This window comes from Metabacillus sp. YM-086 (genome assembly GCF_048059995.1).
Lineage (GTDB): Bacteria > Bacillota > Bacilli > Bacillales > Bacillaceae > Metabacillus > Metabacillus litoralis_B.
The window spans coordinates 19721-35025 of sequence record NZ_JBLUOI010000053.1 but is presented as its reverse complement, the minus strand read 5'-3'; the positions used below and the strand labels follow the sequence as shown (position 1 = coordinate 35025).

15 protein-coding genes are annotated in these 15305 nt (G+C 35.4%); all 15 read right to left on the bottom strand.

Translation table 11 applies throughout. The features are described from left to right. On the bottom strand, positions 1 to 214 hold a 214-nt coding region (locus ACEWK1_RS19490; RefSeq protein WP_416636566.1), incomplete at its 3' end, for a hypothetical protein. Then, positions 207 to 1223 carry a flagellar motor switch protein FliG gene (gene fliG / locus ACEWK1_RS19485; RefSeq protein WP_121661405.1) on the bottom strand — a complete coding sequence of 339 codons (1017 nt, stop codon included), beginning with the start codon at positions 1221 to 1223 and terminating at the stop codon, positions 207 to 209. The genes fliG and ACEWK1_RS19490, both read right to left, overlap by 8 nt. 11 nt (positions 1224 to 1234) lie before the next feature. Beyond that, positions 1235 to 2842: a flagellar basal-body MS-ring/collar protein FliF gene (gene fliF / locus ACEWK1_RS19480; protein WP_251393892.1), complete on the bottom strand. Its 1608-nt coding sequence runs from the start codon at positions 2840 to 2842 to the stop codon at positions 1235 to 1237. Positions 2843 to 2927: 85 nt separating this feature from the next. Then, positions 2928 to 3239 (bottom strand): flagellar hook-basal body complex protein FliE, encoded by a 312-nt coding sequence (gene fliE, locus ACEWK1_RS19475; protein ID WP_251393890.1) that lies wholly within the window; start codon positions 3237 to 3239, stop codon positions 2928 to 2930. 10 nt (positions 3240 to 3249) lie between these two features. Further along, a complete protein-coding gene (gene flgC, locus ACEWK1_RS19470) occupies positions 3250 to 3699 on the bottom strand; it encodes a flagellar basal body rod protein FlgC (protein ID WP_121661402.1) in 450 nt (149 codons plus the stop codon). A gap of 2 nt (positions 3700 to 3701) precedes the next feature. Further along, positions 3702 to 4094, bottom strand: coding sequence for a flagellar basal body rod protein FlgB (gene flgB, locus ACEWK1_RS19465; RefSeq protein ID WP_121661401.1), 393 nt, complete (start codon positions 4092 to 4094; stop codon positions 3702 to 3704). 418 nt (positions 4095 to 4512) lie between these two features. Further along, positions 4513 to 5292 carry a GTP-sensing pleiotropic transcriptional regulator CodY gene (gene codY, locus ACEWK1_RS19460; protein ID WP_098796286.1) on the bottom strand — a complete coding sequence of 260 codons (780 nt, stop codon included), beginning with the start codon at positions 5290 to 5292 and terminating at the stop codon, positions 4513 to 4515. A gap of 39 nt (positions 5293 to 5331) precedes the next feature. Next, entirely contained in the window at positions 5332 to 6735 is a 1404-nt protein-coding gene (gene hslU, locus ACEWK1_RS19455) for an HslU--HslV peptidase ATPase subunit (RefSeq protein ID WP_416636565.1), read from the bottom strand. Positions 6736 to 6752: 17 nt separating this feature from the next. Next, the gene (gene hslV, locus ACEWK1_RS19450) at positions 6753 to 7295 is read right to left on the bottom strand and encodes an ATP-dependent protease subunit HslV (protein ID WP_098796284.1); all 543 of its coding nucleotides are present in this window, start codon (positions 7293 to 7295) and stop codon (positions 6753 to 6755) included. Positions 7296 to 7320: 25 nt separating this feature from the next. After that, on the bottom strand, positions 7321 to 8229 hold the full coding sequence (gene xerC / locus ACEWK1_RS19445; protein WP_121661399.1) for a tyrosine recombinase XerC: 909 nt from the start codon (positions 8227 to 8229) through the stop codon (positions 7321 to 7323). A 73-nt stretch (positions 8230 to 8302) separates the two neighbouring features. After that, positions 8303 to 9613 (bottom strand): FADH(2)-oxidizing methylenetetrahydrofolate--tRNA-(uracil(54)-C(5))-methyltransferase TrmFO, encoded by a 1311-nt coding sequence (trmFO, locus tag ACEWK1_RS19440; RefSeq protein WP_251393886.1) that lies wholly within the window; start codon positions 9611 to 9613, stop codon positions 8303 to 8305. Between the two features lie 112 nt (positions 9614 to 9725). Continuing rightward, positions 9726 to 11801, bottom strand: a complete 2076-nt coding sequence (topA, locus tag ACEWK1_RS19435; RefSeq protein ID WP_251393885.1) for a type I DNA topoisomerase — start codon at positions 11799 to 11801, stop codon at positions 9726 to 9728. A 292-nt stretch (positions 11802 to 12093) separates the two neighbouring features. After that, positions 12094 to 12987: a DNA-processing protein DprA gene (gene dprA, locus ACEWK1_RS19430; protein WP_416636564.1), complete on the bottom strand. Its 894-nt coding sequence runs from the start codon at positions 12985 to 12987 to the stop codon at positions 12094 to 12096. A gap of 67 nt (positions 12988 to 13054) precedes the next feature. After that, complete coding sequence (gene sucD / locus ACEWK1_RS19425; protein WP_098796279.1) at positions 13055 to 13957, bottom strand: succinate--CoA ligase subunit alpha; 903 nt, start codon at positions 13955 to 13957, stop codon at positions 13055 to 13057. A gap of 18 nt (positions 13958 to 13975) precedes the next feature. Beyond that, the gene (gene sucC, locus ACEWK1_RS19420) at positions 13976 to 15136 is read right to left on the bottom strand and encodes an ADP-forming succinate--CoA ligase subunit beta (RefSeq protein WP_121661395.1); all 1161 of its coding nucleotides are present in this window, start codon (positions 15134 to 15136) and stop codon (positions 13976 to 13978) included. Positions 15137 to 15305: the final 169 nt, after the last annotated feature.

Sequence of the window (15305 nt, the reverse complement as noted above, 5' to 3'; positions counted from 1 at the left end):
TTTGCTGCATTATTCTAGATGACTCTTCATGTGCAGATTGGATGATCTTCTCTGCTTCTGCTCTTGCTGTTTGAATAATATATGAAGATTCTTTTAATAACTCAGGGTCATCTTCAGTTACTTTATCTTTCATATATAACTGAAGTTGTTGGACTGCTATCGTTTTTTTGTCATCATGATGATTTGTGAATTGAGACTTAATAAGTCTAGACAATAATATCATCTCCTCCACCACGGGCAATGACAATTTCACCAGCTTCTTCAAGCCTTCTAATAACTCCAACAATTCTTGATTGTGCCTCTTCTACATCACGAAGTCTAACTGGTCCCATAAATTCCATTTCTTCTTTGAACGTATCAACCATTCGTTTAGACATATTCTTAAAGACAACATCTCTAACTTCTTCACTAGCAACTTTAAGTGAAAGCATTAGGTCATCGTTTTCTACATCTCTAATCACACGCTGTATTGCACGATTATCAAGTGTAACAATGTCTTCAAAGACAAACATTCTCTTTTTAATTTCTTCAGCCAATACAGGATCCTGAATCTCAAGTGAATCAAGGATGGTTCTTTCTGTTGTTCGATCCACTCCATTTAATACTTCAACAACTGCCTCAATTCCACCAGTTTGTGTAAAGTCTTGAGTAACTGTTGATGAAAGCTTGCGTTCAAGTATCTGTTCAACCTCATTAATTATTTCAGGAGCTGTTCTATCCATTACAGCAATTCTTCGCGCAACATCGGCTTGCAGTTCTTGTGGAAGCTCAGATAAAATTTGTCCTGATTGAGTCGGTTCTAAATAAGAAAGAATCAGGGCAATTGTCTGAGGATGCTCATTTTGAATAAAGTTTAAAATCTGTGATGGATCTGCCTTTCTTGCAAAGTCAAATGGTTTCACTTGTAAGGAAGATGTTAGTCGATGGATAATGCTAGTTGCTTTATCCTCACCTAATGCCTTTTCAAGTACCTCTTTTGCGTAAGCAATACCACCTTGGGTGATAAAATCTTGTGCCATTGCAATATCATGAAATTCCTCAATAATTTCTTCTTTCTTTTCGGAATCGACCTTTCGTACACCTGAAATCTCTAATGTTAATTTTTCGATTTCTTCTTCAGACAAATGTTTATATACAGATGCTGATACTTCTGGTCCTAAAGAGATTAAAAGAATGGCAGCCTTCTGTTTACCTGTTAATGTGTTATTATCTTTTCTAGCCATCAGTTAACCTCCTATTCCTCAGAAATCCAAGTTCGTAACAGTTTTGCAAAATCTTCTGGTTTTTCTTTCGCCATTTTTTCTAGCTGCTTTTTACGAACTGTAGTTTCTGTTTCAATTTCGTTGTTGTTGATATCTTGTATATCAAATGTTGGTCCATCCTGTAGGTCTTCTTCTTCTTCTTCAAGCTCTTCATTTTCTTGCTTTTTCTTTCTAACTAGTAGAATGATAAGAACAATGATTGCTAATAGTAATACTCCTCCTACAATATACATCCAAATTGGAATAACTGGAGTAGCTTCAGCTTCTGCAAGTTGCTGCTTACCATCGAACGGTTGTACAGAAACGACTACTTTTTCTTCAAGTTGCTCTTGCGTTAAAGGCTCTGCATCAGCTTCTTTATTAATTGATGTTCTTACAATTGTTGATAATATTTGTTGAATATCTTCTTCGCGTTCAGGTGTAAATGAATCCAGATTTTCTGGATCTGGTGGTTCAACCATCACTTGAATTCCTAAGTCACGTATTTTATATGGACTTTCTACAATCTGTTTATTAATACGATTTACTTCATTATTTACTCTTTCTTCAATACGTTCATAATCTCCGTTACCAGCGCCTCCGGCTGTTGCTTCATAAGCTGGAATATCGTTCTCTCCAACTCCATTCACTCCACCAGCCGCTGCTCCATCTCCCGTGTAGGCTTCTGTAATTCTTTCAACACTGACCGCAATTCCTTCATCAGTACCTTCAACTACCGGAGATACAAGATTTTCTTCCCGATTTTCTTGAGTGAAGTCAATATCCGTTGTTACAGCAACAACAACTTTGTCTTGCCCCATCATCGTACCCAATAACTTTTGAACATCTCGTTGAATATCTTGTTCAATTTGAGCTTTAATTTCTTGCTGAGAAGCATAGCTTGTACCTGGTGAAGAGTTTTGACCATTATTTAGATCATAATAGTTAAAATTTTGATCCATAATGACGATATTATCTGTAGAAAGATTTGGAACACTTTTTGACACTAAGTGAAAAAGTGCATTAACTTTTTCTTGATCTAATTGAGCTCCAGGTTTTAAATTTAAAACAACTGAAGCAGATGAACCTTCAGTCTGTTCTCCTACAAAAACAGATTCTGCTGGAAGATTAATCATGACATTTGCATTATTAACTCCGTCTATCCCCTTCATTAAGTTCGAAAGTTCTGTTTGAGTAGCCTTAAGTTTAATCACATCAAACTCTTTATCCGTCATTCCAAAACCAGAATCCTGACCAAAGTAAGAATAGTCAATTGTTCCCGTATTTGGAACTCCTTCCGCTGCTAGTTCAACCATCAAAGTGTCTACCATCTCTTTTGGGACCATAATGGTTGAACCATTATTTGAGATTTCGGACTGAACACCCTTCGCATCAAGTGTTTCTTTAATTTGACCTGTTTCAGCAGGAGAAAGATTAGAATAAAGAGGAACTAAATTAGGTTTTGACACAAAGTAAGTCAAAAGCCCGGCTATAACAAAAAACAGAATCGCACCTGTTATAAGAAGGGTTTTTTGTCCTTTACTTCTTCCTTGCCATAACCCAGATAGTTTATCTTTTGTATTCATTAATTTTTCGTTCATTCCATAAAATCCCCCGGTCACAATGACTTTCTGCAATTCGTAGTCAGAACCGTTCTAATATAAATAGAACGGTTCCTCTAAACTACTAAACCTGCATTCTCATCATTTCTTGATATGCTTCAATCGCTTTATTTCTGACTTCTATAGCTGTTAGAAGCGTAATACTTGATTTCTGGGATGCAATCATGACATCATGAAGTTCCACATTTTTGCCGCTTGCAAGAGCCTCTGTCATTTTATCTGATTCAAGTTGTGCTTTATTAATCTCATTAATAGATTGTTTTAACGTTTCTGCAAAACTAGTTTTATTTTCGTTCTGGATATTTGTTATATTTGTAGCCTTTGGTTGAACAGGCTGAGTTGTTATTACTTGAAATGGACTTATTCTATTAATCATTTCTAATCACCTATTTCCCAATTTCTAATGCTTTCATCAGCATTCCTTTAGAAGCATTCATTGCAGTAACATTTGCTTCATATGATCGAGTGCTACTAATAAGATCAACCATTTCCTTTAAAGGGTCAACATTCGGCATCGCGACATAGCCTTCATCATTAGCGTCTGGATGCTCAGGGTCATAGACTAATTCAAACGGAGTATCATCTTCGACAATTTCCGTTACTTTTACCCCATCAGCTTTTGTTGATGAGCCCATTGCCTTATTAAGAAAAGAGGAAAAACTATTTCCTTGGGGCTGAGTGACAACCATTTTTCTGCGATATGGTTGCCACTCACCATCAATGAATTCCCCTCTGGTTGTGTCCATATTAGCCATATTCGAAGAAATAACGTCCATTCTAACCCGCTGAGCAGTTAATGCTGAACCAGATGTGTTTATTGAATGAAAAATAGACATATTTAATTGCCACCTTTAATCACTGTTTTAAGTGAGTTAAATTTCCCACTTATTCTTTCAATGAGAGCATTATATTGAATTTGATTTTTTGCCATCTCTGTCATTTCTTGATCAATATCAACGTTATTTCCATTATGTTGATAATTTGTATTATTTCTTGAAACGATTCTATAGTTTGACGTATCTGAACCACCAAATTCAATGTGTTTGGCGTTTGTCTTTGTAGCCTGAAGCTTTTGCATTTCATTTGATAATGCAGTATTAAACCGAACCTCTTGAGATTTATAATTCGGGGTATCAACATTGGCAATGTTATTAGAGATTACCTTTTGCTTAGCAGTTGAATGAGAAAGTGCGTTTTCTAAACTATTTATTGTATTTGAAAATAATTTCATAATATCCCCTCACAAAATGTAAAGTACATACGTATCGTATAATGTCGAAATATGTGTTTTCTTCTTACTCATTGTATGAAATATTAGTCTTAAAGTCTATTAAGGTTTTGTAAAAAAAAGTCGGATTTTCTATCTAATTTAAAATGAGGACTATTGAACTATTCGCATTATATGAGCGAAAGCCTAACAGTATCTTAATAATGAGGTGTTACTGGCACATAAATAACGTAACATATAATTCGACAATTCCCTACATATTATTTTTTCCAATTTCAGTACATAACCTATACATTTATTCATTAAGTAAACTATTAGCGAAATGTAAAGAAACATTATGAGTGAGTTAGATAATCTAGAAAAGAATAAAAAAACATAAAAAAGGCACTTTAAGGATAAAATCCTCAAAGTGCCTTTCTTATTAATTTGTTTTTAATTTCTCTAATTCAACTAAGAATTTAGCATTAAGAACTTTTATATATGTTCCTTTCATCCCTAAAGAACGAGATTCAATAACACCTGCACTCTCGAGCTTCCGAAGTGCATTTACAATGACAGATCTTGTAATCCCTACACGATCAGCTATTTTACTAGCAACTAAAAGACCTTCATTTCCGCTTAATTCTTCAAATATATGTTCAATTGCTTCTAATTCACTGTATGATAATGAACTGATAGCCATTTGTACAACCGCTTTGCTTCGTGCTTCTTCTTCGATTTCTTCAGCTTTTTCACGCAGAATCTCCATACCTACAACAGTAGCTCCATATTCAGCAAGAATTAGATCTTCATCTTCAAATTGTTCTTGTACTCTTGCTAAAATTAATGTTCCTAGACGCTCTCCACCACCAATGATCGGTACGATAGTTGTTAAGCCGTTTTTAAATAATTCACGATTTTCAACTGGAAATGCAGTATATTCACTATAAACATCAATGTTTGAAGATGTTTCTGTTATGTTAAAAAGATTGTTTGTATAACCTTCAGGAAACTGACGGTCTTCAAGCATTTTTTTCATTCTCTCGTTTTCAATAAGCTGATTAACTGCAAAGCCCAGTAATTTTCCTCTTCTGCTTACAACAAAGATATTTGCTTCAATCACTTCACTTAGCTTTTCAGCCATTTCTTTGAAGTTAACTGGTTTCCCTGCTGCTCTTTGAAGCATTGCATTAATTTTACGTGTTTTCTGTAATAGAGCCATTTATTGGTTCCTCCTGTAAACATATGAAATTGTAATTTTTTATAATATAAATTGGCTTAAATCTTTGTTTTTAGATATTTTTCCAAGTTTGTCTTCGACATACTGTGGCGTAATGACAATCTTTTCTAAATTAATATCAGGCGCCTCAAAAGATAAATCTTCTAATAATCGTTCAAGAATTGTATGTAATCTCCTCGCACCAATATTATCAGTATTTTGATTTACCTCAAACGCAACTTCAGCTATCCTACGAATAGCATCGTCAGAAAATTCTAATTGTATACCTTCTGTTTCAATTAACGCTTGATATTGTTTTAATAGAGCATTATCAGGTTCTACAAGGATCTTCACAAAATCATCTACACTAAGTTTAGTCAATTCTACACGAATTGGAAATCTTCCTTGTAGTTCCGGAATAAGGTCAGATGGCTTAGCGATATGAAAGGCACCAGCAGCAATAAATAACATATGATCTGTCTTGACTGATCCATATTTCGTTACAACAGTAGATCCTTCAACAATCGGAAGAATATCACGTTGTACTCCTTCCCTAGAAACATCTGCTGAAGATCCACCCTTAGATTTACCTGCTATTTTATCGATTTCATCTATGAAAATAATTCCGGTTTGTTCAGATCGTATAATAGCTTCCTGTGTTACATCTTCCATATCAATTAGTTTACTAGCTTCTTCATTTGTTAAAACTTTTCTTGCTTCTCTAACAGTTAACTTTCTTTTTTTCTTTTTCTTAGGCATAAAACTTCCGAGGGCATCCTGCATGTTCATCCCCATTTGTTCCATACCTGAGCCTTGAAGTAGATCAAACATTGATGCTTGTTGTTCCTCAACCTCGACTGTAACATAATGATCTTCTAATTCACCTAACGCTAATTGATGTGAGATTCTACGACGCTTTTCTTGAAGAGTAGATTCTTCTGTTGAGCTTTCCTCATGATCTTGGGATTGTTGACTCGCTCCCCCAAAAAGCATTTCCAAAGGATTTTTCGCTGCTGATTGTTTTTTCTTACCTGGAACAAGTAGCTCAATTAAACGTTTATTAGCATTTTCCTCAGCAAGTCCTTTAACGTCAGCTATTTTTTCTTCTTTAACTAATCGAACGGCAGTCTCAACCAGATCACGCACCATTGATTCAACATCCCTACCAACATAGCCGACTTCAGTAAATTTTGTTGCTTCAACTTTAATAAAAGGTGCATGCGCAAGTTTTGCAATTCTCCTTGCTATCTCAGTTTTCCCAACACCTGTAGGTCCAATCATAAGAATGTTTTTAGGAACAACTTCCTCGCGTAGCTTTTCAGTTAATAAGCTTCTTCTATAGCGATTTCTTAAGGCTACTGCTACCGCTTTTTTTGCATCCTTTTGTCCTATAATATATTGATCTAATCGCTCAACAATTTCTTTAGGGGTTAACTGTTTATTCATACTATTTGCCTCCCTTATTAAAGTTCTTCGACAATAATATTTAGATTGGTATAAACACAAATTTCTCCTGCAATTGTTAAAGCACCCTCAGCAATTTCTTTTGCAGATAATGAGTCACCTGAAAATCTTTTCAATGCACGACCAGCTGACAACGCATAATTACCACCTGAACCAATTGCTAAGATCCCATCATCCGGTTCAATCACTTCACCTGTTCCTGAAACTAAAAGAAGATCATTTTCATCCATAACAATCAGCATAGCTTCGAGTCTTCGTAGCACTTTATCGCTACGCCATTCCTTTGCTAGCTCAACAGCAGCTCTTTGCAAGTTTCCATTATACTCTTCAAGTCTATTTTCAAATAACTCAAATAGTGTGAATGCATCAGCTACAGACCCTGCAAAACCAGCAATTACTTTACCATTAAAAAGCTTTCTTACCTTTTTAGCCGTATGTTTCATAACAACAGCATTCCCAAAAGTTACCTGACCGTCACCTGCCATCGCAGCTTTACCGTTATGTTGAATCGCAAATATTGTTGTTGCATGAAATTCAGACATCGTTCTACCTCCTAAATTGAGTCCTTTATGCTCGAGGATGATGGGACATATAGATTCGTTGCAAATGCTCCTTTGTGACGTGTGTATATACTTGTGTAGATGATAAATGTTCATGACCCAAAAGCTCCTGTACACTTCTCATATCTGCACCTTCATTTAACAGATGTGTTGCAAAAGTATGACGCAACATATGTGGGTGAATATGAAGTGTTGATGCTGCTTTTTTTATCATGTCATTTAAAACATGTCTTACACCACGATCTGTAAGCGGTGTCCCACGATGATTCACAAATAAATAATTGTGTTGATCACTTACCTTCAGTTTACTCATTAACGCCTTTCTTCCATCAGATAAATATCTTTCGATTGCATCATGAGCATAGCTACCGAAAGGAACATATCGCTGCTTTCCACCTTTTCCATATACAAGAATGGTTTCAATAAAAAAATCAATATCTGATATTTTAATGTTGCAACATTCGCTTACACGAATTCCTGTACCGTAGAGCACTTCAATGAGCGCCTGATTTCGTTGCCCAAGAGGAGTATTACAGTCTGAAATGGTAAGAAGTTGCTCAACTTCCTCTTTATAAAGAAATTGTGGAATTTTTTGCTCCTTTTTTGGCATTGTAACAAGTGTAAAAGGATTTTCAGTTAGTATCTCTTCTCTTACAAGAAATTTATAAAAACTCCTAAGACTAGATACTTTTCTTGATATTGTTTTTCTAGAATACTTTTTATTATGTAACTTCGTTAAGTATAAACGTGTATCATTATATGTAATGTCTTCTAGATGGATCATTGCTTGTTCATTCATAAAAGAAAAAAAATCCTCAATATCTTTGCTGTAATTCACAATTGTATATTTTGAATAATTTTTCTCTATTTGTAAATATTCAATAAACAAATTTAAATAATTCTTAACATTTCTCACATTTTACACCTCACAAACAACACAAGGGCTACTAAATGTTATCACAACAATAGCAGCCCATGCAAATAATTTTCTATAAATTTTTCGAAATTTTTTGAATTGTTTCTAGTGCGCGATTGGCAAGCATTTCATTACGTTCTTTTTTACTCTTTATACGCTCTGGTAACGGAGCAAAAATCCCAAAATTAGCATTCATGGGTTGGAAGTTATCGGCGTTTGCATTTGTAATATACTTGGCCATACTCCCAATAGCTGTTTCATTTGGCAGGTCTACTAAATCTTTTCCTAAAATAAGATGTGCAGCATTTATACCTGCAACTAGCCCTGATGCGGCAGACTCGACATATCCTTCAACACCCGTCATTTGACCAGCAAAAAACAAATCGTCCCGGTCTTTATATTGGTAAGTTGATTTTAAAAGTTTTGGTGAATTAATGAACGTGTTACGATGCATAACACCATATCGAACTATTTCTGCGTTTTCTAAGCCTGGAATTAAGGAAAGTACCTCTTTTTGTGGTCCCCATTTTAGGTGTGTTTGAAACCCTACAATATTATATAAAGTTCCAGCTGCATCATCTTGACGAAGTTGTATCACGGCAAATGGTCTTTTCCCTGTTTTAGGATCTTCTAAACCTACTGGCTTTAAAGGGCCAAAAAGCATTGTTTTTCTTCCTCTTTGTGCCATAACTTCAATAGGCATACATCCTTCGAAGAAAATTTCTTTTTCAAATTCTTTTAATGGCACAGTCTCCGCAGCAATTAAAGCTTCATAAAACCGATCAAATTCCTCTTCTGTCATAGGACAATTAAGGTAGGCTGCTTCCCCTTTATCATATCGAGACTTTAAGTATACCTTGTTCATATCGATGCTTTCTTTTTCAATTATTGGAGCAGCTGCATCATAGAAATATAAGTACTCTTCACCAGTTAACGTTTTTAATTGTTCTGATAAGCTTTTGGAGGTAAGTGGACCTGTTGCGATAATCGTTGGTCCTGAAGGGATTTCTTCTACCTCTTCATTCATAACAGTTACATTTTGATGACCTTTTACTAACTCTGTCACCTTACCGGCAAATTCATGCCGGTCAACAGCAAGTGCTCCACCAGCTGGAACTGCACACTCATCTGCTGCCTTTATTATAACAGAATCTAGAATTCTCATTTCTTCTTTCAATACACCTACAGCATTTGTTAAATTATTTGCTCTTAGTGAGTTACTACATACTAACTCTGCAAATTTATCAGTATGATGGGCAGGTGTTTGCTTTACAGGTCGCATTTCATATAGTTTTACTTGAATACCCCTTTTGGCTAATTGCCAAGCCGCTTCGCTTCCAGCCAAACCAGCACCTACTACATTTACAACTACATCTTGATTCATCGTGACATGACCCTCCATTAATTAAAAGACCTTATGTAGAATGGAATAATTCTTATTACTTATGTTGTCCAAAAAAATATAAGTTAAAAAAGGTGAGCATAAAGTTGCTCACCTACTTTTGTTGTTCTTCTTTATAATCGCATTCCATACATTGAACTTGAACACCTTTTTTAAGCTTTTTCTCAACCAACATGTTATTACATTTCGGACAACTTCTTGCTATTGGTTTGTCCCATGACAAAAATTCACATTCAGGATATTGATTGCAGCCATAAAAAATACGACGTTTTTTAGACTTTCGTTCAACAATTGTTCCTTCATCACAACTTGGACATTTTACTCCAATATCTTTTACAATCGGCTTCGTATTTCTGCAATCTGGGAAATTTGAACAAGCCATAAATTTCCCATATCTACCCATTTTATAAACCATATGATGACCGCATTCTTCACAATCAACACCAGCTGGCTCATCTTTAATTTCTATTTTCTCCATTTCATTTTCTGCTTTTTCAAGTCTTGGAGAAAAATCTTTATAAAAATTGTCAATAATTTGAATCCACTGGATATGGCCTTCCTCTACTTCATCAAGGCTGTTTTCCATATTTGCTGTAAATTCAACATTTATGATTTCAGGGAAAAACTCCCTGATAAGTTCTGAAACTATTTCACCTAACTCGGTAGGAATAAAGCGTTTATTATCAAGCGAAACATATCCACGCTTTTGAATCGTATCTAAAGTTGGGGCATATGTTGATGGTCGACCTATTCCAAGTTCCTCCAACGTCTTTACAAGACGAGCCTCCGTATACCTTGGTGGCGGCTGTGTAAAATGCTGTGCAGGTTCGATATCTTTTGAATAAACTTCATCGCCTTCTTTTAAATCCGGGAGTAATTTATCTTTTTCCTCAATTTGATCGTCGTTTCCTTCAACATATACTTTCATAAATCCAGGAAATTTAATTTTAGAACCTGTAGCTCTAAACATCACACCGTTATTCACAAGGTCAACACTCATTGTGTCTAAAATAGCTGGTGCCATTTGACTTGAAACAAATCTTTCCCAAATTAATTTATACAGTCGCAACTGATCTCGGCTCAAAAATTCTTTTATTGATGCCGGGTCACGTAAAGTAGAAGTAGGGCGGATTGCTTCATGTGCATCTTGAGCATTACTGTTTTTCTTCGCTGTTTTTACTTGTGTGCCTAAAAACTCTTTCCCATACTTTTCCGTAATGTAGCCTGTCGCTTCTGTCTGTGCCGTTTCCGATATTCTGGTCGAATCCGTTCTCATATACGTTATTAAACCAACAGTGCCTTCTTTACCTAAATCAATACCTTCATATAACTGCTGAGCAATCATCATCGTTTTCTTTGCTCTAAAGTTTAGTTTACGCGCTGCCTCTTGTTGAAGAGTGGAAGTTGTAAAAGGTACGGCTGGATTTCTTTTTCTTTCCTTTTTCGTCACCTTTTCCACTTTAAATTTATTTTCTTTAATATTTCCCAAAACAGCCTTTACTTCTGATTCATTCTTAAGATCTTGCTTTTCTCCATTTATTCCATAGAAAGAAGCATCAAATTCTTTTTGACCTTTTAAAAATTGACCTTCAATTGACCAATATTCTTCTGGTACAAATTCTTTAATCTCATTTTCCCGATCAATAATTAAATGTACAGCTACAGATTGTACTCTCCCTGCACTTAAACCTTTTTTTACTTTTTTCCAAAGAATCGGGCTTATTTTATAACCAACCAATCGGTCTAACACACGTCTTGCTTGTTGTGCATCGACTAAATCCATATTGATTGAACGTGGATGCTTGAAAGATTCCTTTATAGCATCTTTCGTAATTTCATTAAATACTACGCGGCAATCAGAGTTTACATCAACGTCAAGACTATGTGCTAAATGCCATGCAATCGCTTCCCCTTCGCGATCCGGGTCAGCCGCTAGATAAACTTTTTTTGCTTTTTTAGCAGCTGTTTTCAATTCTTTAAGTACTGAACCTTTTCCTCTTATTGTAATATATTTTGGTTCAAAATTATGTTCAACATCAACACCAATTTGACTTTTTGGTAGGTCACGTACATGCCCCATTGATGCCTTTACCTTATACTTCTTCCCTAAATAACGTTCAATTGTTTTCGCCTTTGCAGGTGATTCCACAATGACTAAATAGTCCGACATGCCTGGTATCCTCCTTAAGAGGTATTCTCTCTTTTATATTTCTTTTAATTTTCTTTATAAATTAAGTTTCTATTTATACAATGAAGGGTTTTCCTCCAAGTAGTTAATAACTAAGTAGATTTAATTAAACTCCTACTATCACTGTATTTCTTCAAAATCTATACTTAAATCTCCACTATTATTAAATATTCCTATATCATTTGTCAAACATAATAAAAAGAAATTACACTAATCATATCCTAATTCATGATGAAATAACATGAATATTTTTACTAAATTGGCAAAAAATCACCTAAATTTGCATTTTAAGTCCTTGAGGAAATTCCTCAATTATATGTGATGCATGTTGTACTAATTTTGCCCCGTTTTGTATTAGTTCATTTCCACCAATGCTACACTCATCAAAAATAGACCCTGGTATGGCAAAAACTTCTCGGTTTTGCTCCAATGCTTGGTGTGCAGTTATTAGTGAACCACTTCTTTGCTTAGCTTGGATAATAAGTGTCCCCAAAGAAATACCACTAATAATTCGATTTCTTTTAGGAAAATGCCATTTTTGAGGTGATGTTGAAGGAGAATGTTCTGAAAGAATAAGATGTGAGGTCATTAGCTTGTTTGCCAACGTTTGATTCTGCCTTGGATATATACGCTCTAATCCTCCACCAATTACTGCTATTGTTTCACCCCCATGGTTTAGTGCTGCTTCATGCGCTAAAGTATCGATTCCCTTAGCTAAACCACTTACAATTACCCATTTTTCTAAAATAAGAGGCTTTAAGACATGCTCAAGAGCCTGAACACCGTATTCGGACGGATATCTTGTACCGACCACACTAATAAGATTTTTACGAGAAGCAAGAGTAATATTACCTTTATAAAATAAAAATGGAGGCGGATCAGCAATTTGCTTTAGCAAATAAGGGTAATTAGGATCAAAAAGGGGAAGAAAAGAAATGTTTTGCTGATTATATTTTCTAATGAGAAGATCAGCTGAGTAAGAAAAATACTCATTTTTTATCCTATCTATTTTATGTTTCTTTACATTAAAGTAATTTAACCATTCATCGTCTTTTAGTTGAAAAAAAATCTGCAACGATGGGTCTATTGTTAATAATTTATAAATAATTTGGCTGTTAAGTTCCTTACAATGAGCTAACAAAAATAACTTTTTTGTTACATCGTCCATAAAATCCTCCTAGTTTTTATACGATAAATAGGAACAGGTTAAAAACCTGTTCCTACTATTAATTTATTTAGTGTGTTTTACATTTTTCCAATAAACCTTGTTCTTCAAGAACGGAAATAAGTGTTTCACCCATAACAGATGGAGTATCAGCCACTTTAATTCCACAAGCATTCATTGTTTTAATTTTTTCTTCAGCAGTTCCTTTACCACCAGAAATAATCGCACCAGCATGACCCATACGTTTTCCTGGAGGTGCTGTTTGACCACCGATGAAGCCTACAACAGGTTTTGTCATATTTGCTTTAACCCATTCAGCAGCTTCTTCTTCAGCTGTACCACCGATCTCACCAATCATGATAACTGCATATGTGTCTTCATCTTCGTTAAAAGCTTTTAAAACATCGATAAAGTTCGTCCCATTAACAGGGTCCCCACCGATACCAACAGCAGTAGATTGACCAATACCAGCTTGTGATAATTGATGAACTGCTTCATAAGTAAGAGTACCAGAACGTGAAACCACACCAACATGGCCCTTTTTATGAATATAGCCAGGCATAATTCCGATTTTGCACTCTTCAGGTGTGATCACACCTGGGCAGTTTGGTCCTACAAGACGTGTTTTCTTACCTTCCATGTAGCGTTTAACATTTACCATATCCATAACTGGAATATGCTCTGTAATACAAATAACTAAATCTAATTCTGCGTCTACACCTTCCATAATTGCATCAGCAGCGAAAGGAGCAGGTACATAAATAACAGACGCGTTTGCACCAGTCGCTTGAACTGCTTCTTGAACTGTATTGAAAACAGGTACACCTTCTACTTCTGTTCCACCTTTACCAGGTGTAACCCCACCAACGATATTTGTGCCATACTCAAGCATTTGTTTTGTATGAAATAACGCTGTAGAACCAGTGATACCTTGTACGATTACTTTCGTATCTTTATTAATAAATACACTCATGTTTGTCCCCTGCCTTTCTTACTTCACTAATGAAACTATTTTTTGTGCGCCGTCAGCCATAGACTCTGCAGAAGTAATGTTTAATCCAGATTCATTTAAAATCTTCTTACCTAAATCAACATTAGTACCTTCAAGACGTACAACTAATGGAATTTCTAAGCCTACTTGCTTCGTTGCTTCAACAACACCCTCTGCAATGACATCACATTTCATGATTCCACCAAAGATGTTAACGAAAATTCCTTTAACGTTTTTATCAGAAAGAATAATTTTGAATGCTTCTGTTACTTTTTCTGCAGTTGCACCGCCCCCAACATCAAGGAAGTTTGCAGGTTCGCCGCCATAGTACTTAATAATATCCATTGTAGACATTGCAAGACCAGCACCATTTACCATACAGCCGATGTTACCGTCTAATGAGATATAACTTAAGTCATATTTAGATGCTTCGATTTCTTTTGGATCTTCTTCCTCTAAGTCACGATACTCTACAATATCTTTATGGCGGTATAATGCATTTGAATCAAAGTTTAATTTTGCGTCAAGTGCCATAACGTTACCATCACCAGTGACAACTAATGGATTAATTTCTGCAATTGAGCAATCCTTTTCAACAAATACTTGATACAATCCCATCATAAATTTAACAGCTTTACCTACTAATTCTTTAGGGATGTTAATGTTAAATGCAATTCTTCTAGCTTGATAGCCTTGAAGTCCAACCGCAGGATCAATCACTTCTTTGAAGATCTTTTCTGGCGTTTTTTCCGCTACTTCTTCAATTTCAGTTCCACCTTCTTCAGAAGCCATTAGAACTACTCGAGATGTAGCACGATCTAGTACTAAACCAACATAGTATTCTTTTTTAATGTCACAACCTTCTTCAATTAGAAGACGTTTTACTTCCTTACCTTCAGGACCTGTTTGGTGTGTTACAAGTGTTTTTCCAAGAATTTCTTCTGCATATGTACGTGCTTCGTCAAGGTTTTTTGCAACTTTTACCCCGCCAGCTTTACCGCGTCCACCTGCATGGATTTGTGCTTTTACCACTACTACATCTGTTCCAAGCTCTTTTGCAGCTTCTACCGCTTCATCTACAGAAAAAGCCACTTTTCCGTTTGGTACAGATACTCCATATTTGCGAAGGAGTTCTTTCCCTTGGTACTCATGGATATTCATTAGCCATCCTCCTAACCAATTTGCAATATAAATTAGACTGCGCTTTCATTTTATATAATAGTTCGAACCTTGTCTACAATTACACATAAAATAGTAAAATTCAAGTCAATTTTTATTTTTTCACAATAAAATTTTTAAAAATTTTATGTAAAATAAATACTTTATGAAC